19 protein-coding genes are annotated in these 24,096 nt (G+C 64.2%); 9 read left to right on the top strand and 10 right to left on the bottom strand.

The features are described 5' to 3' along the window. Window positions 1-16: 16 nt before the first annotated feature. The 3 genes from ACLIKD_RS03950 to nosP form a co-directional block, all read right to left on the bottom strand. A complete protein-coding gene (locus ACLIKD_RS03950) occupies window positions 17-1,309 on the bottom strand; it encodes a tetratricopeptide repeat protein (RefSeq protein ID WP_428827253.1) in 1,293 nt (430 codons plus the stop codon). Between the two features lie 113 nt (window positions 1,310-1,422). Next, window positions 1,423-2,526 (bottom strand): ATP-binding protein, encoded by a 1,104-nt coding sequence (locus ACLIKD_RS03945; protein WP_428827252.1) that lies wholly within the window; start codon window positions 2,524-2,526, stop codon window positions 1,423-1,425. Then, entirely contained in the window at window positions 2,519-3,676 is a 1,158-nt protein-coding gene (nosP, locus tag ACLIKD_RS03940) for a nitric oxide-sensing protein NosP (RefSeq protein WP_428827251.1), read from the bottom strand. The genes ACLIKD_RS03945 and nosP overlap by 8 nt, the downstream gene beginning before the upstream one ends. A 223-nt stretch (window positions 3,677-3,899) precedes the next feature. Between nosP and ybaL the strand changes: the two genes are divergently transcribed. Then, on the top strand, window positions 3,900-5,612 hold the full coding sequence (gene ybaL / locus ACLIKD_RS03935) for a YbaL family putative K(+) efflux transporter (RefSeq protein WP_428827250.1): 1,713 nt from the start codon (window positions 3,900-3,902) through the stop codon (window positions 5,610-5,612). A 21-nt stretch (window positions 5,613-5,633) separates the two neighbouring features. Here ybaL and ACLIKD_RS03930 read toward each other — a convergent pair whose 3' ends face one another. Continuing rightward, window positions 5,634-5,867, bottom strand: coding sequence for a hypothetical protein (locus ACLIKD_RS03930; protein WP_226418963.1), 234 nt, complete (start codon window positions 5,865-5,867; stop codon window positions 5,634-5,636). 71 nt (window positions 5,868-5,938) lie between these two features. Here ACLIKD_RS03930 and miaA point away from each other — a divergent pair, with 71 nt between their 5' ends. Continuing rightward, complete coding sequence (gene miaA / locus ACLIKD_RS03925) at window positions 5,939-6,883, top strand: tRNA (adenosine(37)-N6)-dimethylallyltransferase MiaA (RefSeq protein WP_428827249.1); 945 nt, start codon at window positions 5,939-5,941, stop codon at window positions 6,881-6,883. Here miaA and ACLIKD_RS03920 read toward each other — a convergent pair. The 5 genes from ACLIKD_RS03920 to purM all read right to left on the bottom strand — a co-directional run bounded on the left by ACLIKD_RS03920 (window position 6,873) and on the right by purM (window position 13,990). Further along, the gene (locus ACLIKD_RS03920) at window positions 6,873-7,988 is read right to left on the bottom strand and encodes a response regulator (RefSeq protein WP_226418961.1); all 1,116 of its coding nucleotides are present in this window, start codon (window positions 7,986-7,988) and stop codon (window positions 6,873-6,875) included. The two genes, miaA and ACLIKD_RS03920, sit on opposite strands and share 11 nt — an antisense overlap. A 73-nt stretch (window positions 7,989-8,061) precedes the next feature. Further along, window positions 8,062-11,100: an efflux RND transporter permease subunit gene (locus tag ACLIKD_RS03915; protein ID WP_428827248.1), complete on the bottom strand. Its 3,039-nt coding sequence runs from the start codon at window positions 11,098-11,100 to the stop codon at window positions 8,062-8,064. Next, entirely contained in the window at window positions 11,097-12,224 is a 1,128-nt protein-coding gene (locus ACLIKD_RS03910; protein WP_428827247.1) for an efflux RND transporter periplasmic adaptor subunit, read from the bottom strand. Before ACLIKD_RS03910 ends, ACLIKD_RS03915 begins: the two co-directional genes overlap by 4 nt. 106 nt (window positions 12,225-12,330) lie before the next feature. After that, window positions 12,331-12,978, bottom strand: a complete 648-nt coding sequence (locus tag ACLIKD_RS03905; protein WP_428827246.1) for a septal ring lytic transglycosylase RlpA family protein — start codon at window positions 12,976-12,978, stop codon at window positions 12,331-12,333. Then, window positions 12,950-13,990 (bottom strand): phosphoribosylformylglycinamidine cyclo-ligase, encoded by a 1,041-nt coding sequence (gene purM, locus ACLIKD_RS03900; protein WP_226418957.1) that lies wholly within the window; start codon window positions 13,988-13,990, stop codon window positions 12,950-12,952. The genes ACLIKD_RS03905 and purM overlap by 29 nt, the downstream gene beginning before the upstream one ends. Window positions 13,991-14,126: 136 nt before the next feature. Between purM and creB the strand changes: the two genes are divergently transcribed. From creB to ACLIKD_RS03885, 3 genes are all read left to right on the top strand, one after another. Then, complete coding sequence (gene creB, locus ACLIKD_RS03895; RefSeq protein WP_428827245.1) at window positions 14,127-14,819, top strand: two-component system response regulator CreB; 693 nt, start codon at window positions 14,127-14,129, stop codon at window positions 14,817-14,819. A 7-nt stretch (window positions 14,820-14,826) separates the two neighbouring features. After that, window positions 14,827-16,251 (top strand): two-component system sensor histidine kinase CreC, encoded by a 1,425-nt coding sequence (creC, locus tag ACLIKD_RS03890; protein WP_428827244.1) that lies wholly within the window; start codon window positions 14,827-14,829, stop codon window positions 16,249-16,251. 225 nt (window positions 16,252-16,476) lie between these two features. Beyond that, complete coding sequence (locus tag ACLIKD_RS03885; protein ID WP_428827243.1) at window positions 16,477-17,235, top strand: PEP-CTERM sorting domain-containing protein; 759 nt, start codon at window positions 16,477-16,479, stop codon at window positions 17,233-17,235. A gap of 120 nt (window positions 17,236-17,355) precedes the next feature. Here the strand turns inward: ACLIKD_RS03885 and mgtA are convergent, their stop codons facing one another. After that, entirely contained in the window at window positions 17,356-19,908 is a 2,553-nt protein-coding gene (gene mgtA / locus ACLIKD_RS03880) for a magnesium-translocating P-type ATPase (RefSeq protein ID WP_428827242.1), read from the bottom strand. Window positions 19,909-20,095: 187 nt separating this feature from the next. On the opposite strand from mgtA, the gene creD reads away from it, so the two are divergent. From creD to ACLIKD_RS03860, 4 genes are read left to right on the top strand one after another with little or no spacing between them, the layout of a single operon-like run. Next, window positions 20,096-21,436, top strand: coding sequence for a cell envelope integrity protein CreD (creD, locus tag ACLIKD_RS03875; RefSeq protein ID WP_428827241.1), 1,341 nt, complete (start codon window positions 20,096-20,098; stop codon window positions 21,434-21,436). Further along, the gene (locus ACLIKD_RS03870) at window positions 21,433-22,821 is read left to right on the top strand and encodes a glycoside hydrolase family 3 N-terminal domain-containing protein (RefSeq protein ID WP_428827240.1); all 1,389 of its coding nucleotides are present in this window, start codon (window positions 21,433-21,435) and stop codon (window positions 22,819-22,821) included. Before creD ends, ACLIKD_RS03870 begins: the two co-directional genes overlap by 4 nt. Next, entirely contained in the window at window positions 22,769-23,422 is a 654-nt protein-coding gene (gene hda / locus ACLIKD_RS03865) for a DnaA regulatory inactivator Hda (RefSeq protein ID WP_428827239.1), read from the top strand. Before ACLIKD_RS03870 ends, hda begins: the two co-directional genes overlap by 53 nt. After that, window positions 23,419-24,087 (top strand): HAD family hydrolase, encoded by a 669-nt coding sequence (locus tag ACLIKD_RS03860; RefSeq protein ID WP_428827238.1) that lies wholly within the window; start codon window positions 23,419-23,421, stop codon window positions 24,085-24,087. Before hda ends, ACLIKD_RS03860 begins: the two co-directional genes overlap by 4 nt. The last annotated feature ends 9 nt before the right edge of the window (window positions 24,088-24,096 follow it).

The raw sequence follows: 24,096 nt of genomic DNA, 5'->3' as shown, positions 1-24,096 counted from the left end.
CGGCCCTGCCGGCGAGTCAGACGGCCGGCGTTGCCGCCAGCCGATCGAGCAGCTCATTCAGGCGGGCGGCCTCGGCCGCCGCCGGCGTCTCCGGATAATGCGCGCGGATGGCAGCCAGCACCCGCCGGGCCTGCGCTTCGTCGCGCTGATGCTCGATCAGCAGGCGGGCGCCCAGGACATAGATCGACGCGGTGTCGGCATGCCCGGGAAAACGCCGGTCGAAGCCCTTGATCAGGCGCGCCGCCCCTTGCGGCCGGCGCGTTTCGAGAAAAGCTTCGGCGAGTGGCAGGATACAGCTGCCCTGGGCCGGCAGATAATCGGCTTGCTGCTGCCAGATGGCTTCGATCACCTCGATTGCCTGGTGCGTCCGCCCGGCTTGCAGCAACCCGGGCAGCCAGCCGATGGCATGGGCCAGCATCGCTTTTTCCTGACCGGGAACCGCCAGCAGCAAGCGATGCAGGCGCAGATTGCCGGCCAGATCGCCCGGCTGCTCGACCAGCTCGGCCCTGGCCAGGCTTATCGCCGCCTCGTAGCGCCCTTCCTTGAGCAAGGCGGCGGTCTGCGCGGCGCGCCGTTTCACCGGGTCTTCGGCGACGCCAATCGTCGTTTGTCGCTCAAAGTCGATATCGACAGCCAGCCCGACGGTATCGTGATACTGGTAAAGGGCGTAACCCATCAGCCGGAACATCACGAGGATGAAATAGGCGCCGAAGAAGCCGGCCAGCAGGCCGACCAGCGCCTGCGGCACGATCGGCATCAGCAGTTTGAGCAGACCGCCGCTGCTTGAGGTGAGCAACAGCAGGCAGGCACAGAGCCCGAGATAGGGGCGACCGATGCCGTGCATCAGGGCCCACAGGTGGCCCGGCGACATCGACTCGCCGAGATCGTCGGTGACCGCCAGCACCATCACATTGGCCGGCAGAACCAGCGCAAAGAGGACAAACAGCACCGTCGCCAGCTGGTAACCGGCAATCGCCGCGACGTAGGCGCAGATCGTCAGGCCGACGGCGATCACGACGAGTTGCTTGTAGGGCCGGTACTTGCCGCCCCCGGCCGCAGCGTCGAACGCCGGACTATCGTCGAGATGGCCGCGCGCCGTGCGTTCGAGGACCCGGTAGCCGTGGCGCAGCGTGGCGATGAAGATGAGCAGTTCGAGCAGCAGGTCGGCCGGCGTGAACAACATCGTGGCCAGAGCGGAAAGCAGCCCGAACGCGGCGCAGGCGAGCAGCGGCTCGATCGACAGCGGATAGAGGAAAAAACTGCCGAGTCGGGTCCAGTACGGCGGAACGGCGGATGGAGGTGCGATCATGAGGGCAAACCAGAAGTGGCGAGGCGGAAAATATCGGCGGCTATTCGATATGGATTTTTCGCCCCATTATCGCCTACCGGGAAGGCCGCAGCCCGGACAATTCCGCACATTCGTCAAGCGAGCGGCACTGCCTCGATTTGCCGAATCGGCAGCCAGACGGTAAACGTCGTGCCCCGCCCAAGCTCGCTGGCCACCTCGATCTTGCCGCCGTGCTTTTCGACGATGCCGTAGGAAACCGACAAGCCGAGCCCTGTGCCCTTGCCGACCGGCTTGGTGGTGAAGAACGGATCGAAGATGCGATCGACGATTTCCGGCGAGATGCCGCTGCCGGTGTCGCCAATGGCAATCCACACCTTGTTCTCGGCACAGCCGCTGCGCAGCGTGATTTTGCCTTGCTGGGAGATGGCCTGGGCGGCGTTGACCAGCAGATTCATGAAGACCTGGTTGATCTGCGACGGCCGGCACTCGACCTGGGGCAGCGTGCCGTACTCGCGCACCACTTCGGCCTTGTACTTGATCTCGTTGGCGACGACGTTCAGCGTGCTTTCCAGGCCGGCATGCAGATCGACCCACTCGAGGTCGACTTCGCCGGTCCGCGAAAAATCGCGCAAGTCCTGCACGATCCGGCGAACCCGGGCGGTCCCGTCGATCGATTCGGTGATCAGGCTGCCGATGTCCTCGCGCAGAAAATCGAGATCGGCCTTGCGGTGCAGTTCCTCAAGGCGCTCCTTGATGGCCGGATCGCTGGCGAGCAGCGGTTCGACCGTCAGCAGCGCGTCGTCGATCAGGTTCAACAGTTGGCCGACGTAGTTCTTCAGCGTGCCCAGGTTGGAATTGACGAAACCGATCGGATTATTTATTTCGTGTGCCACGCCGGCCGCCAGCTGGCCGATCGAGGCAAGCTTTTCCGATTGCAGCAACTGGTTATGGGCCTCCTCCAGCTTCAGGATCAGGGCGTGCTGCTCTTCCTTTTCGCGCTGCAAGGCACGGTTGATCCGTTCGTTCTCGCGGAAGGCCGTTTCCAGCGCCTGCGTCCGTTCGCGTATCTGATTTTCCAGCGTGACCGCATTCTGGAACATGCTGAAAGCCGAGCCCTTGGCGCCCATGTCGCGCTCGGCCCGGTTCATCAACGAGGTGATGATCTTGTTCAGACGGGCGATTTCGGCCCGCAGTGCCGCCTCATCGGGCGGCAAAGCAGTGCCAGCCGGTTCAGTCATCGATTTTCCCGAGCGGAGTGCCAATCGCAATGCCGGTAAAAGTCTGATTGACGTGGACACCGCCGTACTGTTCGCCATAGGTACTGAAACCGATCGTGTTGTGGTGATCGAACAGTTCGCCGGTTTTCCCGGTGAGCTGTTTGCGGACGAGTTCCAGATTGCGCAGGATACAGTCGCAACCGATGCACAGCTGAAGCGGGCCGATTTCTTCCTGAACATGCTCGAACGCCTGTTGCAGATTGGCCAGGATATCGACGCCGCGCGCCACGCGCAGAACCAGTCCTTCCTCGATGGCGCAATAGAAGGTCAGGCTGCCGTCCGGGTTGGCCTTCTGGATCGAACGCACATAATCGGTGCCGTCGATGACGACGACGATGGGCGTTTCGGCAAAGCGCTCCGGCGTCAGGTCCTCGACCGCCACGCCGAGAACGCGGGCGTATTCCCCGGCGGCCGGCAGACCGTTGATTTCCTTGACGATGCGATGTGTCGCATCGGCCTCGGTGACGACCAGCCTTTCGTTCTCGCTGATGAAATGCTGGGTTTTGAAAATACGGAATGGCAAAGGCGTACTGATCAGCACCAGCAGGGCGCTATCGTTATGGAAAGCCCCGTCGTGGAAAATCCAGGTGCTGACAAATTTGAGGTCGTCGCCGGCCGAACCGCCACATAACGGGATGTTGCCGAGCACCGATTGCAGGGTGTAGACCACCGGCTCTTCACGCACCGACAGACCGTCGATCAGCAACAGGGCGAAGGTGTTGGCCGACGACACCGTAGGTGAACGGCCACCCAGGCGGTCGACCAGTCCCTTGGCAAAGGCTTGCCCCTGCGCCATGTTGAAATTCTGCAGTTGCGGATAGCGATCGACGGCCGCGACGCAGACCGTCGAGGAAAAACTGACGCCGGACAGGCTATGGCCGCAATAACCGCCGGGACCGATTTCCCCCGCCGTGGTACAGCCGACCAGCAGCACATCGCCGAACAGGCACTTCAATTCATCGGCCAGCGCAGCGAGATCGTAGGCGCTGGAACAAAAAAATATCACCAGGGCCATGTCGGGCTGAATGACCCCGGCGTGGAACTCGCGTGCCGCCTGGCGCGCCTCGCTGGCGCGCGAATGGGCTCGGCGGAAGAAGCTATCGGTCGGCATGGTGTCTCCAGTATTTTCCGGTATTTATATCGAGCTTTTTTGCTTTGACGCACAGCCAATTATCCTGAATTTCGGTCTCGTTTCGCGCCTTTTTTTGTTCTGACGGCCTGCTGCTCGCCAGCCGGCGCAACGGCCTATTCATGCGAAAATACAAGGATCGCTCAGGGGAAGTTTCCTCCTGACTTTTCCGGCGAGGCCGCGATAATTTAAGAATGATCCCTGAATGGCACATGACGTTTCCCTGATTACCACGATAGCTGCCGCCTTCGGCTTTGCCCTGATCCTCGGCTTTGTCGCCGAGCGCCTGAAGATGCCGGCGCTGGTCGGCTATCTGCTGGCCGGGATACTGATCGGCCCGGCGACCCCGGGCTTCGTCGCCGACGTCAATACGGCTTCCCAGTTGTCGGAAATCGGCGTGATGTTGCTGATGTTCGGGGTCGGCCTGCATTTTTCGCTCGGCGACCTGCTCTCGGTAAAACGCATCGCCCTGCCCGGCGCAGTGGTCCAGATGAGTCTGGCCACCGCACTGGGCACCGGGATCGGTTGGTGGTGGGGATGGGATTTGGGCGCCGCGCTGATCTTCGGCTTGTCGCTGTCCTGCGCCAGCACGGTGGTTCTGCTCAAGGCGCTGGAGGCGCGCGGCATACTGGAGTCGATGAACGGGCGGATCGCCGTCGGCTGGCTGGTCGTCGAGGATCTGGCGACGGTCCTCATCCTCGTGTTGCTGCCGCCGCTCGCCGGCGTCCTCGGCGGCACCGGTGGGCCGGTCGAAGGCGCCGCGCCGCTCTGGCAGACGATCGGCAAAACACTGTTCCAGGTGGCGGCGTTCATCGCCCTGATGCTGATCGTCGGCCGCCGCGCCCTGCCCTGGCTGCTCTGGCAGGTCGCCCGTACCGGTTCGCGTGAGCTGTTTACGCTGGCCGTGATCGCCAGCGCGATCAGCATCGCCTACGGCGCCGCCCAATTGTTCACCGTGTCCTTCGCCCTCGGCGCCTTCTTTGCCGGCACCGTGATGCGCAATTCGGAATTCAGCCATCGGGCGGCTGAGGAATCGCTGCCGCTGCGCGACGCCTTTTCGGTGCTGTTCTTCGTCGCGGTCGGGATGCTCTTCGATCCCCTGGTTCTGGTCGAAAAACCCGGTCACGTCTTCGGCACGGTGGCGATTATCATCGTCGGCAAATCGATTGCCGCGCTGGCTCTGGTGCTGACGCTGCGTTACCCACTCAACACGGCGCTGGTCGTCGCCGCCAGCCTGGCCCAGATCGGCGAATTCTCGTTCATCCTGGCCGGCCTCGGCATGTCGCTCGGCCTGTTCTCGCAGGAAGGCATGAGTCTGGTGCTGGCCGGCGCCTTGATTTCGATTGCCCTTAATCCGTTCGTCTTCGCCGCCGTCACCCCCTTCCGCAACTGGGCGCTCAAACGCTCGGAACTGGCCCGGAATCTCGAGTGCCGGGAAGACCCCTACGCCGAACTGCCGACCAGCACGGAAGGCAAGTATCTCGCCGGTCAGGTCGTGCTGGTCGGTTTCGGCCGGGTCGGGCGGCGCATCGCCGACGCCTTGAGCGAGCTCGGCATTCCCTATGTCGTCGTCGAGCAGAACCGCGAACTGGTCGATGCCTTGCGCAAACGCGGCGGCGCAGCCGTATCGGGCAATGCCGCCGATCCGGCGGTACTGATCCAGGCCCACATCGCGCACGCCGCGATGCTGGTCATCGCCACGCCGGACACCATCAATGTGCGCCAGATGTCCGATACGGCGCGCACGCTGAATCCGGCCATCGAGATCGTCCTGCGCACCCACAGCGAGGACGAAGCGGCATTGCTCGACAAGGAAGGCATCGGTACCGTCTTCTTTGGCGAAGAGGAGCTGGCCAAAGGCATGACCAACCATGTCCGGCAACGTTTCTCGCCGCAGCTGGCGACGACCGATTCCTGACCGCACCGCGGCCGGGGCGCCTTACTGGATCGGCTTGGCAAGCTGGCTCTTGACGATCGGGCCGACTGCCTGCCAGACCATGCTGCCGCCACCGACCAGCACGGCCAGGCCGACGATCAGCTGAATCAGCAGGATGATCAGATCCGACTGCTGGCGGCTCATCTTGCGTCCGGGGTTGGTGGCCCCGCAATCGGGACAGGCTTCAGCCGAGGTATCGACTTGGTATCCGCAGGCGCGGCAGGGTACGAGCGACATGAGAACTCCCGAGGTTTTGTGCCGATTATAGGCCGGAGCGGCGGGCGGGCTGCGTGGTAGCATTCGCCGCCATGAATTCGCCCCGCCTCCCCCCCGCCATCCTGATCATGGGCCCGACCGCCTCGGGCAAGACCGCTGTCGCCCTCGAACTGGCCGACCGTTTCCCGGTCGAGCTGATCAGCGTCGATTCGGCCCAGGTTTTCCGCGACATGAATGTCGGCACGGCCAAGCCCGACCGGGCCACGCTGGAACGCTATCCGCACCGCCTGATCGACCTGATTTCGCCGGAGGAAAGCTATTCCGCCGCCCGCTTTTGCCACGATGCGCAGGCCGCGATGGCCGAGATCAGCGCAGCCGGCAAGGTGCCGCTGCTGGTCGGCGGAACGATGCTCTATTTCCGCGCCCTGTTGCAGGGACTGGCCGACCTGCCGCAGGCCGATGCCGCGCTGCGCGCCGAGATCGATGCTGCGGCGGCGACCGACGGTTGGCCGTCGATCCACGCCAAGCTGGCCCAGCTCGACCCGGTCACCGCGGCCCGTCTGCACAGTACCGACAGTCAGCGCCTGCAACGGGCCCTCGAGATCTGCCTGCTCACCGGCCGGCCGATGTCGGCCTTGCTGGCCGAAAGCGAGCACCAGCGGCCGGCCTACGATTTCCTGTCGATCGGCCTGTTGCCGTCCGACCGCGCCGTGCTGCACGAGCGCATTGCCCGGCGCTTCGACGAAATGCTGCTGGCCGGGCTGGCTGACGAAGTGCGGATGCTGCGCGAGAAATACACGCTGCGTCCCGATCTGCCGTCGATGCGCTGCGTCGGCTATCGCCAGGCCTGGGAAGCGCAGGATGGCACGATCAGCAAACGGGAATTGCGCGAGCGCGGCATCTTCGCGACCCGCCAATTGGCCAAGCGCCAGATCACCTGGCTGACCAATTCCTTCGCGGCGGAAAATTTCGACTGCCTGGAGCCGGCGCTCGGCGGCCGGATCGCCGCCCGCGTCGCCGCCTTCATCAACTCCTGAGCAGCCCTTCAAGACTGCCCGCCAGGCCCTGCAGTTGTTCGATGGTGACCAGGCTGGCGTCCTGGGCGCCAACCATGCGCTGCATGAAACCGCCGGCCAGCGCGGTCATCTCGTCTTCCTGCTGCTCGGTCAGCCCGAGGCTGACGAAGGACTTGATCAGCGCCTCCTGGAACTCGATCATCACCTGGGTCAATTCCAGCGAATTGCGCCGGTAGTTGGCTTGCACCGCCTCGAGCGTCGCGTGCACCCGCGGCAGCGCGGCTTCGATGCCGGCCCGTCGGCGCTGGGCCAGCGAATCGACCTCGATGGCCTGCATCCGCGCATCGGCCCCTTCGGCCAGCAAGGCGCCGTTGTCCCGGATGCGGCCGCAGCGATCGGGATCGTCGAGCGGCATGTTCTTGACCATCAGCGTCACCCGACCGTAATTGAAGACGCAGCGCGAACTGAACTGGAATATCCGTCCGGACTGCCGGACATGGTTGAGCACCGACACTTCGAGCGGCAAATCGTGGCCGTGCTGGCTCAGCGAATAAGTCTCCTCGCCGAGGCGGAGCTGCACCGCTGCATCGAGCTCGTATTGGCGCATCGAATCGAGCAGCGCCGCGGCCAGTTCGGCGACGCTGCCGCAAGCGAAAGACTTGCTGAGAAACTGCAGCACGACGCCCAGCTCGCCCATGCTGACCATCGCCGACATCGCCGTGCGCTGGGCGTAGCCGGCCTGTTCGTGCAAGGCCTTTTTCTCGGCTAGGATGCGCTTGGAAACCTGCAGCTTGCGCAATAGCTCGGTCGGCTCGAAAGGCTTCTGGATGAAGTCATCGCCGCCGGCCTCGTAACACAGCAGCCGGGTATCGATGTCGTCGCTCGCCGAAACGAAGACGACCTGAATATCCTGGGTGTCCCAGTCATTCTTCAAACGGTGGCACAGATCGAGGCCGTCGATGCCGGGCCGCGCCATTTCGAGCAGGACGATTTCGGGCTTGTCGGCGGCGATTGCCGCGAGGCAGTCTTCGCCGTTGGTAAAGCAGGTGCGGCGAAAGTCATCCTCCAGGATGCCATCGATGGTTTTAAGGACGATCGGATCGTCATCGACGATATATACGCGCAATCTGGACTCCATTCGGTTCTTGATATTGTAGTGAGGGTACAGCGAGCATCCCGGCCATGTCGATGCCAATCGATTATTCTGCGACAGCCTCCTTGCGCTCGGCCAGCAGCGAATACACCGTCGGCACGACGAACAGCGTGAAGAAGGTCCCGAGCAACATGCCGCCGACAATGACCCAGCCGATCTGCTGGCGCGACTCGGCACCGGCACCGCTGGCCAGCGCCAGCGGCACGGCGCCGAGGACCATCGCCCCGGTGGTCATCAAGATCGGCCGCAGACGCAGCGTCGATGACTCGATGACCGCTTCCTTCAGGCCGCGCCCCTTCTCCTGCAACTGGTTGGCGAATTCGACGATGAGGATGCCGTGCTTGGTGATCAGGCCGACCAGCGTCACCAGACCGATCTGGCTGTAAACATTGAGCGTGCCGCCGCTCAGCCACAGCGCAAGCAGCGCCCCGGCGATCGACAGCGGCACGCTGAGCATGATGATGAAGGGATCGCGGAAGCTTTCGAATTGCGCCGCCAGCACCAGGTAAATGAAGGCTAGCGCCAGGCCGAAAGTGAGCAGCAGCGAGGATGACGACTGGCGGAATTCGCGCGACTGGCCGTTGTAATCGACGGCATAGCCCGGCTGCAGGATCCGCCCGGCGACGCCGTCCATGTACGTCAGGGCTTCGCCCATCGTGTAGTTGGGTGCCAGATTGGCGGTGATGGTCACGGCGCGGCGCTGACCGAAGTGATTCAGTTCGCGCGGCGCAATCGTCTCCGAGACGCTGACCAGATTGTCGAGCGAGATCATGCTGCCGTCGCGACCGCGGGCGTAGATGTCGCGAATGTCGTCCGGATTGCTGCGGTCGACGTCCGCCACCTGGACGATCACGTCGTACTGTTCGCCGTCGCGCTTGAAGCGGGTGACCTGACGGCCGCCGAGCAGGGTTTCCAGCGTCCGCCCGATGTTTTCCACGGAAACCCCCATGTCGGCGGCCTGGTCGCGCTTGACCACCACCGACAACTCCGGCTTGTTCAGCTTGAGGTCGGTATCGACATTGGTCAGCCCCGGGTTCTTCGCCAGTTCGCCAAGGAACTGGCTGGTCACCTGCTCCAGCTCCTCATAAGAGGCCGACGTCGCGATGACGAAATTGATCGGCCGTTCGCGCGGGCTCTGGCCGAGCGAGGGCGGCGTCACCGGGAAGGCCAGGACACCGGGAACGGCCTGGAATTTCGGGAACAATTCCTTGGCGATATCCGGCGAACGCCGGCTGCGCTGACTCCAGTCGGTCAGGCCGACGAAGGAAATCCCCTGACTGACGATCGGGTTGCCGGCGACCACGAAATAACGGTCGATCTCCTTGGTCTGGCTGTAGATGTCTTCGAGCTGGCGGGCGTATTTTTCGGTGTAGTCGAGGGTCGCGCCATCCGGGCCGGAGAAAATGCCGAGAATGACGCCGCGATCCTCGATCGGCGCCAGTTCCGACTTCAATGCCTTGAGCAGGAAGCCGCTCGAGGCCGCCACCACGACGAAGCCGAGCATGACGATCCAGCGCCGCTGCAAGGCGGCAGTCAATACCCGCTGGTAACCGGCATTCAGCCAGTTCAGGAAAGTCTCGATGAGGAGAAAGACCTTGCTGTGCTTTTCCTCATGCTTGAGCAAGGCGCCGCACATCATCGGCGACAGGGTCAGCGCGACGAAGCCGGAAACCAGCACGGCGCCGGCCAGGGTCAGCGCAAATTCGATGAACAGCTTGCCGGTCCGGCCGGTCATGAAAGCAACCGGGGCATAGACGGCGGCCAAGGTCAGCGTCATCGCCACCACGGCGAAGCCGATCTCCTGTGCCCCCTGCAAGGCGGCCTGGCGGCGCGGCATGCCGTCCTCGATGTGGCGATAGATGTTCTCCAGCACGACGATCGCATCGTCGACGACCAGACCGATTGCCAGCACCAGGGCGAGCAGGGTCAGCGTGTTGATCGTGAAGCCGAGGGTGAACATGATGGCGAAAGCGCCGACCAGCGACACCGGAATGGTGACCAGCGGAATCAGCGTCGCCCGCAAATTGCGCAGGAAGAAGAAGATGATCGCCAGGACCAGCAGGATCGCTTCGCCGATGGTCTTGAACACGGACTGGATCGAACGGTCGATAAAGATCGACGAATCGTAGGAAATATCGGCCGTCATGCCGGGCGGCAATTCGCTGATCAGCTTCGGCAACTCCTTGCGCAAGGCCTGCGAGATCTCCAGCGGATTGGCCGTCGCCTGCTTGATGACGCCGAGCGACACCGCCGAACGGCCCTTGAAGCGCACCGAGGTGCGCTCGGCGGCCGGGCCGATTTCGACGCGCCCGAGGTCGCTGATACGGACCGGGTAGCCATTCGCCGTCTTGACGATGACCGCGCCGAACTCTTCCGGCGTTTTCAGATCGCTGTTGGCAACTACCGAAAACTCGCGCTCGCGGCTCTCGATGCGGCCGGCCGGCACTTCGACGTTCTGCTTGCGCAGCGCGTCCTCGACGTCGGCCGGGGTCAGCTGGTAGGCGGCCAGGCGCTGGCGATCCAGCCAGATCCGCATGGCGAAGCGGCGGTCGCCGAAAATCCGCACATCGGCCGCCCCCGGCAAGGTCTGCAGCTTGGGCTTGACGATACGGTTGGCAATATCGGTGACTTCCAGCGCCGAATGCTTGTCGGAGGAAAAGGCGACCCAGATGATCGGATTGGCGTCGGCCTCGACCTTGGCGATCACCGGCTCGTCGGTTTCATCGGGCAGCTTGTTGCGGACCCGGGAAACCCGGTCGCGCACGTCGGCCGCCGCCGAATCGGGCGCCTGTTCGAGCTTGAAACGCACCGAAATCTGGCTGTTTTCGGCCCGCGAAATCGAGGTAATCACTTCGACGCCTTCGATGCCGGCCAGCGAATCCTCGAGCGGCTTGGTCACCTGCGATTCGATGATGTCGGCCGACGCACCGCGGTAGGTGGTGCTCACCGTCACCACCGGCTCGTCGATCTTCGGATACTCGCGGACCGGCAAACGGTCGTAGGAAACGATGCCGAGCAGCATCACCACCAGCGACAGTACGGTGGCGAACACCGGCCGCTTGATGCAGACCTCGGAAATCTTCATTTGGCGGCAGCCCCGGCCGCCGGCGTGTCCGCCCCGACGGCGCGCACCGCAGCGCCTTCGCGCAGCTTCAACTGACCGGCCGTGACCACCACATCGTCGGCCGCCAGCCCATCCACCACTTCGACCTGGGCGGCACGGCGAATGCCGAGCTTGACCTTGACCAGCACCGCCTTGCCATCGACCACCCGGTACACCGCCGGCTGGGCGCCGGGAACGATCGCCTGCTCCGGCACCATCAGCACCGCCTGGCGCTCGCCAAAGAGCAGGCGGACACGGACGAACAGGCCGGGCCGCAGCTTGCCGGCCGCATTATCGAGCCGGGCCCGGGCGGAAATCGCCCGGCCGCCCTGATCGACCAGCGGATCGACGGCTTCGAGCAGTGCCGGGAAATGCTCGCCTGGCAAGGCATCGCTGGTTACTTCGACGCTCTGGCCCGGCTTCAACCGGCCGAGATAACTTTCCGGCAAGCGAAAATCGACGCGCAGCGTGGCGATGTCTTCTATGTTGATCAAGTCCTGGCCTTCCTTGACGTAATCGCCGACGCTGATATTGCGCAAGCCGACCATGCCCTTGAACGGTGCCACGATGCGGGTCCTCGCTACCTTGGCGGCCGCCAGCTGGACGGCGGCTTCCTGAATCTTCAGCGTGGCGGCTGAACTTTCCACGGCCTGCTCGCTGAGAAATTTCTTGCCGAGCAATTCCTGATTGCGCTGATGATTGCTTTTGGCCAGGGCCAGATTGGCCGTGGCCTGCGCCAGTTCGGCCTCGGGAATCGCCGCGTCGAGCGCCACCAGCAAGGCGCCGCGGGCGACGATGGAGCCATCCTTGAAGCCGATCGCCGACACCCGCCCGGGCGTCTCCGGGCGCAGCACGACGGATTCGCGGGATTTCAAGGTACCGACCGCCGCAACATCGTCGGCAAAGTCGCTGGCCTTGACCCGGGCCACTTCGATGGCCATCGCCGAACCGCCAGGCTTGCCCCCGGCGCCACCCGCTCCTGGCGCTGCGGCTGCCGGCACCGGCCCGTTGGTCGGCGCCCGGTTGGCGACATAGGCGAAATAGCCGACCGCCAGCAAGCCGGCAAGCGCCAGCGCGACGATTCCTAAATGGTTTTTTTTCTTCATGAGAGTGGCCAAGGCAGCACGCGGACCCGGTGGTCAGGCGAAAAACGGATTGTAACGAAGTGCCCGGCGGGCCAAAAATAAATCTGCCCGACCGACGCCAAACCCTCTAGTCGCCGGCCACTTGGTCGAAATCGGGCAAGCGCGGCGGGCGGCCGCAGGAGGCACATTCGACTTCCGGCTCGAAGGCGGCGCGACAGACATCCGCCCCCAGCCCCTCGGCACCTTTGCGCAACGCCGCAACGCGGACCAGCACGACGCCGGCACTGAGCATTTGCAGATATTCAGCGACGCCACGCGAGACGTCGATGACCCGCCGCCGGTGCTTGACGTGCATCCGGTCGTTGACCTTGACGATGGCGCACAGGTCGCTATCCAGGCGATGCACGGCGACCAGGCTGCCGAGCGGGAAGTGATTGCTCGCCCCGGTGAATTGCTGGACATCGAAGGCTTCGCCGGTCGCCGTCTTGCGCCCCTGGAAACCGTGGCCGTAAAAACTGGCATGGCCATGCAGACCGACGGTGTCGGCGTCGAGAATTTCGGCCGGCCCGATGGCCGGAAGTACGGATTTTTTTGGCGGAGCACCTTTGCCGGCAGCCTTGACCGGCTTCTTGACCACCTTGCCGGCCAGCGGCTTGGCGGATGGCGTCTTGCTCGCCGCCCAGACGGTCGACGAGACTTGCCACAACAGCAGGCTGCACGCCAGGGCGGCAGCCCGCCGCAGGCTGTCAGACCACGAGGGTCTGCGCTTCGTCACCCTGACGTGCCCGAATCTTGCCGATGTTATAGACGGCTTCGCCCTGCGCCTTCAGTTCGGCGATGGCGGCATCGGCATCGGCCGCCGCAACGACGATGACCAGGCCGATACCGCAGTTGAAAACGCGGTGCATTTCGTTCTCGGCGACATTGCCTTCGGCCTGCATCCAGTCGAACAGCTTCGGACGCGGCCAGGCAGCCTTGGTCAGTTCGGCGACGGTGTTTTCCGGCAGGACGCGCGGCACATTTTCGAGCAGGCCGCCGCCGGTGATATGGGCCATGCCCTTGACCGCGACCTTTTCGAGCAGCGCCAGCACCTGCTTGACATAAATGCGGGTCGGCGCCATCACGACGTCGGCCAGCGTGCGTTCACCGTCGAACTTGGCATTCATGTCCGGGTTGGAACGTTCGATGATCTTGCGGACCAGCGAGTAGCCGTTGGAGTGGGCGCCCGAGGAAGCCAGGCCGAGCACGACGTCGCCGGCGGCGATCGACTTGCCGTCGATGGCTTTCGATTTCTCGACGACGCCGACCGCGAAACCGGCCAGGTCGTATTCGCCGGCCGGGTACATGCCCGGCATTTCGGCGGTTTCGCCGCCGATCAGCGCGCAGCCGGCCAGTTCGCAGCCCTTGGCGATGCCGCCGACGACGGCAGCGGCGGTATCGACGTCGAGCTTGCCGCAGGCAAAGTAGTCGAGGAAAAACAGCGATTCGGCGCCGAGCACCAGAATGTCGTTGACGCTCATCGCCACCAGATCCTGGCCAACGGTGTCATGGCGGTTCAGATCGAAAGCCAGACGCAGCTTGGTGCCAACGCCGTCGGTACCGGAAACCAGCACCGGCTCCTGGTAACGTTTCGGCACTTCGAACAGCGCACCGAAGCCGCCGATGCCGCCGAGCACGCCTTCGCGCAGGGTCTTCCTGGCCAGCGGCTTGATACGTTCGACAAGGGCATCGCCCGCATCGATATCGACGCCGGCATCACGGTAGGAGAGAGAAGTAGTCTGGGTCATGGTCTGGGGAACTCGCCGGGCGCGGCGGTCAGCCGCTGGAAAAAAAGGCGATTTTACCCGAAACCGGCAGGCGCCCCTAACCTGCCGGCAGGCCGGGAGATTTCGGCCGCCGCCAATGGCAACGGGATGAATTATCATGGCGCCCATGAAAATCCTGATCGTCGACGACGAACCGGCCATCTCCGACACGCTGGCCTACGCCCTGCGCGGCGACGGCTTCACCGCCGAAAGCTGCACCCTCGGCGCCGAGGCCCTGGCCTTGCTCGGGGCCGGCGGACATGATCTGGTCGTGCTCGACGTCGGCCTGCCCGACATGAGTGGTTTCGACGTTTGCCGCGCCCTGCGCCGCCATTCCGACGTGCCGGTGCTGTTCCTGACCGCCCGCTCCGACGAGGTGGATCGCATCGTCGGCCTCGAACTCGGCGGCGACGACTATGTCGCCAAACCGTTCAGCCCGCGCGAAGTGGTGTCGCGCATCCGTGCCATCCTGCGCCGGCTGCATCCCGAACCGCGCCGGGCGCCGCCGGCCAGTCCGCCGACCGGACGTTTCGCGGTCGATCGCGACGGGCAGCGTATCGCCTACCGTGGCACCTGGCTCAACCTGACGCGCTACGAATATCAACTGCTCGCCCTGCTGCTGACCCGCCCGGGCCGCATCCTGAGCCGCGGCCAGATCATGGAAGCGATCTGGCAGGACGGCGGCGAAAGTCTCGAACGGACGGTCGACACCCATATCAAGACGCTGCGCGGCAAGCTGCGCAGCGTGCACGCCGACGAGGAAACCATCCTCACCCATCGCGGCCTCGGTTACAGCGTTGTCGCCGGATAAGGTCGTAATGAACATTTCCGTCCGGCTGTTTTTCGGCTATTTCCTGGTGGTCGGTCTGGCCGCCTGGTTCGTGCTCAACACCTTCACCCACGAAACCGAACCCGGCATCCGCCAGGCCACCGAGGAAACCCTGGTCGATACCGCCCACGTCCTCGCCGAGATGGCCGCCATGGAATTGTCGGCCGGCCGCATCGGCCAAGGCGCCTTTGCCGACTCGCTGCGCGCCGCCACCCGGCGCAGTCCGCGCGCCAACATTTCCGGCGTCGAGAAGGAAACCATCGACTTCCGCGTGTATGTCACCGATCCGCACGGCATCGTCGTCTACGATTCCGAAGGCACCGCCGTCGGGGCCGATTACGCGCAGTGGCGCGACATCGCCCGCGTCCTGCGCGGCGAATACGGCGCCCGCAACACCCTTGAAAACCCAGCCGATCCGAACTCCTCGGTGATGTACGTCGCCGCCCCGATCTTCTGGCAGGGCGAACTGATCGGCGTACTGTCGCTGGCCAAGCCGCTCGCCTCGCTGCACCCCTACATCGCCCGCGCCGAGCAGCGCGTCAAGCAGTCCGGCCTGTTGCTGCTCGCCGCCACCGCGGCGATCGGCCTGTTCTTCTCCGGCTGGCTGAGCTGGTCGATCAACCGGCTGCGTGCCTACGCCCGCGATGTCGCCGACGGCCGCAAGGCGGAACCGCCGACCAGCGGCGGCCGGCAGTTTTCCGAGCTGGCCCGCGCCCTGGCCGAGATGCGCGAACGACTGGAAGGCAAGCAGTACGTCGAAAGATACGTGCAAAACCTGGCGCATGAAATGAAAAGCCCGCTGACCGCGGTGATCGGCGCCGCCGAAATCCTCGAAGGCGATCCGCCGGCCGCCGACCGCCGCCGCTTTGCCGACAGCATCGGCGAGCAGGCGCGCCGCCTGCAGGCGATCATCGACCGCATGCTGATGCTGGCCCGCGTCGAACAATTGCAGGCGCCGGAAGGGATTGCCACGGTCGATCTGGCCGAACTCCTGAAAACCTGCATCGAACTGCGCCGCCAGCAACTCGACGCCCGCCGCCTCGATTGCCGGCTGAGCGCTACGCCGGTCAGCATCCGGGGCGACGCCTTCTTGCTGCAACAGGCCATCCTCAACCTGCTCGACAACGCCATCGAATTCTCGCCGGAAGGCGGCCTGATCGAGCTTGCCCTGAGCCACACCGAGGAAGCCAGCGAAATCACCGTGCGCGACCACGGCGCCGGCGCCCCCGACTATGCGCTGCGGCAACTGTTCGACCGCTTCTACTCGCTGCCCCGCCCGGCCACCGGCCGCAAAAGCACCGGTCTCGGCCTGGCGCTGGTCAGGGAGGTGGCGCGGCTGCATGACGGTGATGCGGAGTTCGCCAATCACCCGGACGGCGGCGGGGTCGGACGGATTCGGCTACCGCCTGGTTAAGGCGAAAAAAGGCGGCGAGTGTGAAATTTCTCCTTGCCTTCGCCCCAAAAACCCCTGGCGAAATGCAACGTAAGCCACTGTTTTTAAAAGAAATTTGTGTCGATATTGCTTACACTTGCCGGGCCGGCATTTGGCTGAAACTATCTGAATAGTTAAAAAATCAAGGGCTTGTCTTCGGTGGCCCCGTTTTTGCTGATAGCTGGTTTTTCCCGGACCAGCCTGACCATGAAAATTCTCAAATACGCCCTTCTCGCCGGCCTGATTGCCACCGCCGGTGCCGCCCAGGCCGCTGCGGTCACGATTACCTTCGCCAACCCGATCTTCGACAGCCTGCCCGGGGCCGACTACGACGCGGTGCGGGCGACCTACAAGTCAGGCAACAGCACGCAGAACTTCTCGGCAAACGTCGGGCTGTTCACCGGTTCAGCCAGCAAATTGAGCGGCGTCGAAGCCGGCATCTTCATCAACGGGGTCAATGACGTACTGATGTACTGCTACGACATTTTTCAGTCGATCTCGGGTGGCAACAAGGTCGATTACACGATCAACTTCAATGGCCCGACCCAACGCACGCTCGATTTCCTCGGTGCGGTGAACTACGTGATGAACGGAAACTCGAACAGCTGGAACGACCCCTTCGCCTGGGTGCGGCCGCTGACCGGGTTGCAGGGCTCGGCCATCCAGCTCGGCATCTGGGAAAGCCTGTACGAAAATCCGTCGAAGAATTGGGACATCACTAAGGACGGCTTCACGGCCACCGATTTGCAGGCCGAGACCAAAGACTGGCTGACCAATTTCTTCAACGCCATTCCGGCGGCCAAGAGCCTCGACAAGAAATACGCAATGACGCTCACCTCGCCGTATTACCAGGACATAATCACCGCCGACCCACCGGTCGCTGCCGTCCCGGAACCCGAGTCGCTGGCCCTGCTTGGCCTGGCCCTTGGTGCTCTGGCTCTGACGCGCCGCAAAACTCGCCTCTGAACGGTCGTCCGGCGCCAGCTTGCTGGTGCCGCCCGAGCAAGGCCCCGGCCGCACTGGTGCCGGGCCTTTTCCATTTCAAGTCCGGCCCGCCTCGTTGGCTGGCAGCACGGCGCAGCGCAATCACGCCGGCCGGACGCCGGCCATCCAGCGATAGAACATCCGCTTGGCCAGTTCGACGACCAGCAGGTAGGCGACGACCATCGCCCCGAGGATCGCGTAGAACTTGAGGGGTGGCGCGACAAAGCCGAAGTAGCTGCCGACCGGCGTGAAAGGCAGAATCACCGCCAGGCCGACGATCAGCAACGAGGATGCGAAGAGCACCGGATGCGGACGGCTTTTCAGCAGGTTTCCCCGGGTCCGGATAATGAAGATGACCAGCACCTGGGTGCAGAGCGATTCGACGAACCAGCCGGTCTGGAACAGCTTTTCATCGGCCTGCAGAACCGACAGCAGGATGTAGAAGGTCAGGAAGTCGAACAGCGAGCTGATCGAGCCGATGACCAGCATGAAATTGCGCACGAAGGCCATGTCCATGACGCGCGGCGTGCGGATATCGACGGCATCGACCTTGTCCAGCGGAATGGGGATTTCCGACAGGTCGTAGAGGATGTTGTTGAGCAGGATCTGGGTCGGCAACATTGGCAGGAAGGGAAGGAACAGCGCCGCGCCGGCCATGCTGAACATGTTGCCGAAATTGGAACTGGTGCCCATCAGGATGTACTTCATGATGTTGCCGAAAGTCCGCCGCCCTTCCTCAACCCCGGCATGCAGGACATGCAGGTCATGGCGCATGAGGATCATGTCGGCCGCTTCCTTGGCCACGTCGACGGCCGAATCGACCGATAGCCCGACGTCGGCCGAATGAAGCGACGGCGCGTCGTTGATGCCGTCGCCAAGATAGCCGACGACATGGCCGCGCGCCCTCAGGGCGCGAATGACCCGTTCCTTCTGGGCCGGATTGACCCGGCAGAACAGGTTGTTGTTATCGACCCGCGCCTGCAGCGCATGATCGTCCATCTCGGCGATTTCCCTGCCGAGCAATATTCCGCTGACCGGTATTTTCAACTCGCCGCAGACATGCCGGGTGACCAGTTCGCTGTCGCCGGTCACCACCTTGATACTCACCCCGAGCCGGTTCAGCCCGGCCAGCGCGGCAGCGGCACTGGCCTTCGGCGGATCGAGAAAGGCGGCAAAGCCAGCCAGCACCAGTTCGCTTTCGTCGCTGACCACGGCATGCGGATGATCGAGCGGCACCTCCCGCCAGGCGATCCCCAGCGCCCGGAAGCCCTCTTCCTCGAGCGCATGGAACTGCCCGGCAATGGCGGTTCGCGCGGCGTCATCGATGGCCAGCGGACTTTCGCTGGCGGCCGTCTGGTACTGCGTGCACAGCCCGACGATCTCGTCCGGCGCGCCCTTGACCACCAGCCAGCGGGTCTTGCCGTTGTCGATCAGCACCGAGACACGACGCCGCTCGAAGTCGAAGGGAACCTCGTCGATCTTTTTCCACTGGCTGCTATCGATCTGTTGATGCGCCAGGATCGCCTCATCGAGCGGGCTTTTCAGGCCGGTCTCGAAAAAACTGTTGAAATAGGCCAGTTCAAGGACGCGTTCGCTCGGCTTGCCGTCGGCATCGAGATGCTTTTCCAGACGAATCTTCGCTTCAGTCAGCGTGCCGGTCTTGTCGGTGCACAACACGTCCATTGAGCCGAGATCCTGGATCGCCGACAGGCGTTTGACGATCATGTGCCGCTTGGCCATCCGCAACGCGCCGCGCGACAAGGTCACCGAGACCACCATCGGCAGCAGCTCCGGCGTCAGGCCGACGGCCAGTGCCACGGCGAAGAGAAAGGATTCCAGCCAGGGCTTGTCGAAGAACATATTGACGAAAAGGACGAACATCACCATGAGGACCGTCAGGCGCATGATCAGCATGCCGAAACGGCGGGTCCCCAGCTCGAAGGAGGTGGCTTCCGCCGGTTTGGCAACGCTGTCGGCAATCTCGCCGATCGCCGTTGCCGCGCCGGTCTTGACCACCACCACCCGGGCGCTGCCGCTGATTACCGAGGTGCCCATGAAGACCGCGTTGGTCGCCTCCTGCAGGTCATCGCCCGTGCCGGACGGCGGACCGGGCCGCTTCTCGACCGGGTAGGTCTCGCCGGTCAACAGCGACTGTTTGACGAAAAGATCGCGTGCCTCGAGCACCAGCCCGTCGGCCGGAATCAGGTCGCCGGCCGACAGCAGGACGAGGTCGCCGGGCACCAGTTCGCTGACCGGGACATCCCTGGACACACCATCGCGCACCACGGTGGCCCGCACCGAGACCGACTGCCGCAACTTGTCGGCGGCGGCATTGGCCCGGTGCTCCTGGACAAAATCCAGGGTGACGCTGAGCAGTACGATGCTGCCGATGATGACGAAGTTGGTCACCTCGCCGGTCAGCGCCGAAACGGCACTGGCGATCAACAAGATCAGGACCAGCGGATTCTTGAAACGGGCCAGGTACTGTCGCCACAAGGATTTCTGGGGACGGTCGCGGAATATGTTGGGACCGAACTGGTCCAGACGCGCCTTCGCCTCGGCCCCGGACAACCCCGCCGCAACGACTGTCGCCCCCTGCTCCCCGGGCGTTTGCGGCGCAAGCCACCACGGCCGAACTTTTGAATCTGCTGGCATTTGACATCTCCTGACTGGCAAGCTGAGCACAGGCGTTCAGCATAGGCCGAATTGGCCGACCCGGCAGCACTATGAGCACGGCCGAAAGCCCGACTTCACGCCCGCTTCACACGCCTTCACCCTGCCTTCGACAGGCGTTCACGTGGCGCGCCGAAACTTGGCTCACTTTCAAACAAGGGAGCCTGAAATGGACAAGAGACTGTTCTACAAGATTGCCGCGATCTGCATCATGTCGCTTTTGCTGCTGGTGCCGCTGGCCCTGATCAAGGACCAGATCCGCGAGCGCAGCCAGCGCCAGAACGAAGTGCAGGCGAGCATCGCCAACAGTGCGGCCGGGCCGCAGACGCTGGTCGGGCCGGTACTTGCCGTGCATTACCGCGAACAGGTCGAGATCGCCGTGCCCAAGGAAGAGCAGTCCGGGCGGGGCGAAACCCGCCTGCAGGTGGTCGAGCGGACCCTGCTGTTGCCGCCGGAAAGCCTCAACATGGCCGGCGAAACGGTGGTCGAAACGCGCAACCGGGGCATCTACCAGGCCCGGCTGTTCCGACTCGGGCTGATCAGCAGCGGGCGTTTCGTCGTCAAGCCCCTGGCCGAGACGCGCACCGCCGGCCGTATCCTCGAGGCACGAGCCGAACTGGTGCTTGGCATTTCCGATCCGCGCGGCGTCAATAATGATCCCGAGGCGATCATCAACGGCAAGCCGCAGCGTTTCGCCTCGCCCGGCGCCACTGGCGCGGATGGCAAGGAGTCGCCGGTACGCCGCCTGAGCATCAACCTCGGCCCGCTCGATGTGCAGCGCGAAAACCGCTTCGACTTCAGTTTTCCGCTGCAATTGACCGGCACCGCCCGACTGGCCATCGCGCCGACCGGCGAAGCGAACCACATCGAGTTGAAATCGGCCTGGCCGCACCCGAATTTTGCCGGCCGTTTTCTGCCCACCACCCGCACGGTGAGCAAGGACGGCTTTACCGCCGATTGGCAAATCTCGCATCTGGCGCGCAACTTCGAGGCGACGCTGAACCCGGCGCGCGGCGAATTTCTGAGCATCGATTTCGTCGATCCGGTCAATGTCTATCTGCAGTCCGAACGCGCCGTCAAATATGGCGTGCTGTTCATTGCCCTAACTTTCGCCGGCTTTTTCCTGACCGAAATCCTGCGCCGTTCGCCGATCCACCCGATGCAGTACCTGCTGGTCGGTCTGGCCCTGGCCATCTTCTTCCTGCTGCTCATCGCCTTCTCGGAACATCTGCCCTTCCACCTCGCCTACGGCCTGTCGGCGGTGGCCTGTATCGGGCTGATCGCCACCTACCTTTCCGGCGCGCTGGGCGGCATCCGCCAGGGCTTTGCCTTCGGCGCCGGACTGACCGGCCTCTATGGTGTGCTGTACGGCGTCCTGCTCTCCGAAGACAACGCGCTGCTGATGGGCAGCCTGCTGCTCTTCCTCGCCCTCGGCGCCACCATGCTCGCCACCCGCCGCCTCGACTGGTATCGCCTCGGCGCCCAGCTCAACGGCCAGGCCGAACAATGAACTGCCAACCGACCCGGCGGCTGGCCGGCGCCGCCGCCCTCCTTTTTCCGCTGCTGCTGCTCGGCCTCGCCTGGCACCTGAAGCACCCGCTGCTGTACTGGCTGCGTCACGTCGAAATGCCGCTGCTGCTGGTCCTGGCGACCGGCGGCCTGGTCTGGCGACGCGGCTTTCCAGGCCGCCTGCCGGTGGCCTTGCTGCTTGCCGTCATCGTTGTCACGCTGGCCCGCGAAGGCGAGTATCAAGCCCAGCGCGCCGCCGTGCTGGCCGGCGGCGACAGCCTGCGAACGGTGGGTGAGCATTTCATCGTCGGCTTCACCGACTTTGCCGAACTGCAGCCGCTGGCCGCCGGCGGCCTGATCGGCGGCATCTACCTCGGCAAACGCAATCTGCGCGGTCGCAGCATGGCCGCCGTGGCGGCCGACATCGCCGCCCTGCAGGTCGTCCGCCAGCGGGCCGAGCTGCCGCCGCTGATCGTTGCCGGCGACCAGGAGGGCGGCCCGGTGTCGCACCTCTCGCCGCTGCTCGAAGCGATGCCGCCGCTGGCCAGCCTGGTCGCTGGTAACGATCCGCCGGCCGCGGCCCGGTGCTACGGCGCCCGCCAGGGACGCGGTCTGGCGGCGCTCGGCGTCAATCTGAACTTCGGCCCGGTACTCGATCTGCGGCCAGCTGGTGAGGACCAGCCGCACGATCGGTTGACCCGGATTTCAGCCCGCGCCATCGCCGCCGACCCGGCCACCGTCGGCGCGGTGGCCGCCGGGTACATCGACGGCCTGGCCGACAGCGGCGTGCGTGCCACGCTGAAGCACTTTCCCGGCCTCGGCCGGGTGCGACAGGACACCCACCTGCGGGCCGCCCGGCTCGACGACTCGCCGGCAATCCTGGCCGCCGATTGGCAACCGTTCCGCCAACTGGCCGGCCATTCCGGCGCAGCGATGATGCTCGGTCATGTGACGCTGGCTACCATCGACCGGCAACGCGCCGCCTCGCATTCGGCGGCGGTGATCGACGGCCTGCTGCGTAGCGCGTGGGGCTACGACGGCGTACTGATCACCGACGACCTCAACATGGGCGCCGTCTACGATCTGGGCATTGGCCGGGTGGCGAGCGAAGCGCTGGCAGCCGGCGTCGATCTGGTGCTGGTTTCCTACGACCCGCGCCAGTTTTACCGGGCCGTGTACGCGGCGGCCGAGGCGCTGGAGCGCGGCGCAATCGCCCATTCCCGCTTGCGGCACAGCGCCCGGCGGCTGGCCGAGTTGATCCCGCCGGCCGAAAGCCGAGCCGAGTTCCGGAGCAATGCTAAAATCGCGGCCCCTGTTTCATTCCCATGTCCCGATGCGCCAGCTGATTCTCGATTTGCTGCCGGAAAGCCCGCCCACGCTGGATAACTTCGTGCCCGGCGGCAATGCCGAAACGCTGGCGGCGCTGACCGGCTGGCTGGCCGGCGCCCGCGCCGAAACCTCGTTCTGCCTGTGGGGCGAAGCCGGCTCGGGATGCTCCCACCTGTTGCTCGCCAGCGGTTTTGCCTACGTCGATGCGGTCAGCGATCCATCACTGGCCAAGGCCCCGGCCAGCGGACAACTGGCCGTGGACCACGTAGACGAATTGAACGACGCCGGCCAGATCGCGCTGTTCAATCACTTCAACCGCCTGAAAATGGCCGGCGGCATGCTGCTCACCGCCGCCCCCCAGCCGCCGGTGCATCTGGCCCTGCGCGAAGACCTGCGAACCCGGCTCGGTTCGGGCCTGATCTACCGCCTGCAACCGCTGTCCGACACCGAAAAGGCCGCCGCCATCGCCACCCAGGCCAAGGAACGCGCCTTGAAGCTGTCGCCGGAAGCGATCAACTACCTGCTGCGCCACGCGCCGCGCGACATGCGCACGCTGTCGATGCTGGTCGTCGCGCTCGACCAATACACCCTCGAACAAAAACGCCCCGTCACGCTGCCGCTGCTGCGCGAACTGCTCAACCTGGAAACGAACGCATGAACCTCGCCCTCTTCGACCTCGACAACACCCTGCTGATCGGCGATTCCGATTTCGAATGGGCGCAATTCCTGATCAGCAAGGGCGTCGTCGATCGCGAGTTGCAGGAAGCCAAGAACATCGAGTTCTACGAGCATTACAAGGCCGGGACGCTCGACATCTACGAATTCCTGATCTTCCAGTTGGCGCCGCTGACCCGCCACAGCCGGGCCGAACTCGATGCCTGGCACCGCGAATACATGGACCGCCACATCCGCCCGATCATCAGCCAACCGGCCCGCCAACTGGTCGCTGAACACCTGGCCAATGGCGACCTGTGCGCCATCGTCACCGCCACCAACAGTTTCGTCACCGGGCCAATCGCCCGCGAACTCGGCGTGCCGCACCTGATCGCCACGACCGCTGCAGTCGATGCCGCGAACGGCGCCTTTTCCGGCGGCCCGCGCGGCACGCCATCCTTCCGCGACGGCAAGATCGTCCGCGTCGAAAGCTGGCTCGAATCGCTCGGCCTGTGGTGGGGCAGCTTCGACGACAGCTTTTTCTACAGCGACTCGCACAACGACTTGCCGTTGATGGGCAAGGTGAAGACGCCGGTGGCCGTCGATCCGGACGACAAACTGCGTCAGCACAGCAGCGAATTGGGCTGGAAGATCATTACATTGCGGTAAAATCCGCCT

This window comes from Azonexus sp. IMCC34842 (assembly GCF_050368855.1).
Classification (GTDB): Bacteria; Pseudomonadota; Gammaproteobacteria; order Burkholderiales; family Rhodocyclaceae; genus Azonexus; species Azonexus denitrificans_A.
Note: the sequence above shows the minus strand (reverse complement) of the source record. Positions and strands in the feature narration are given on the sequence as shown.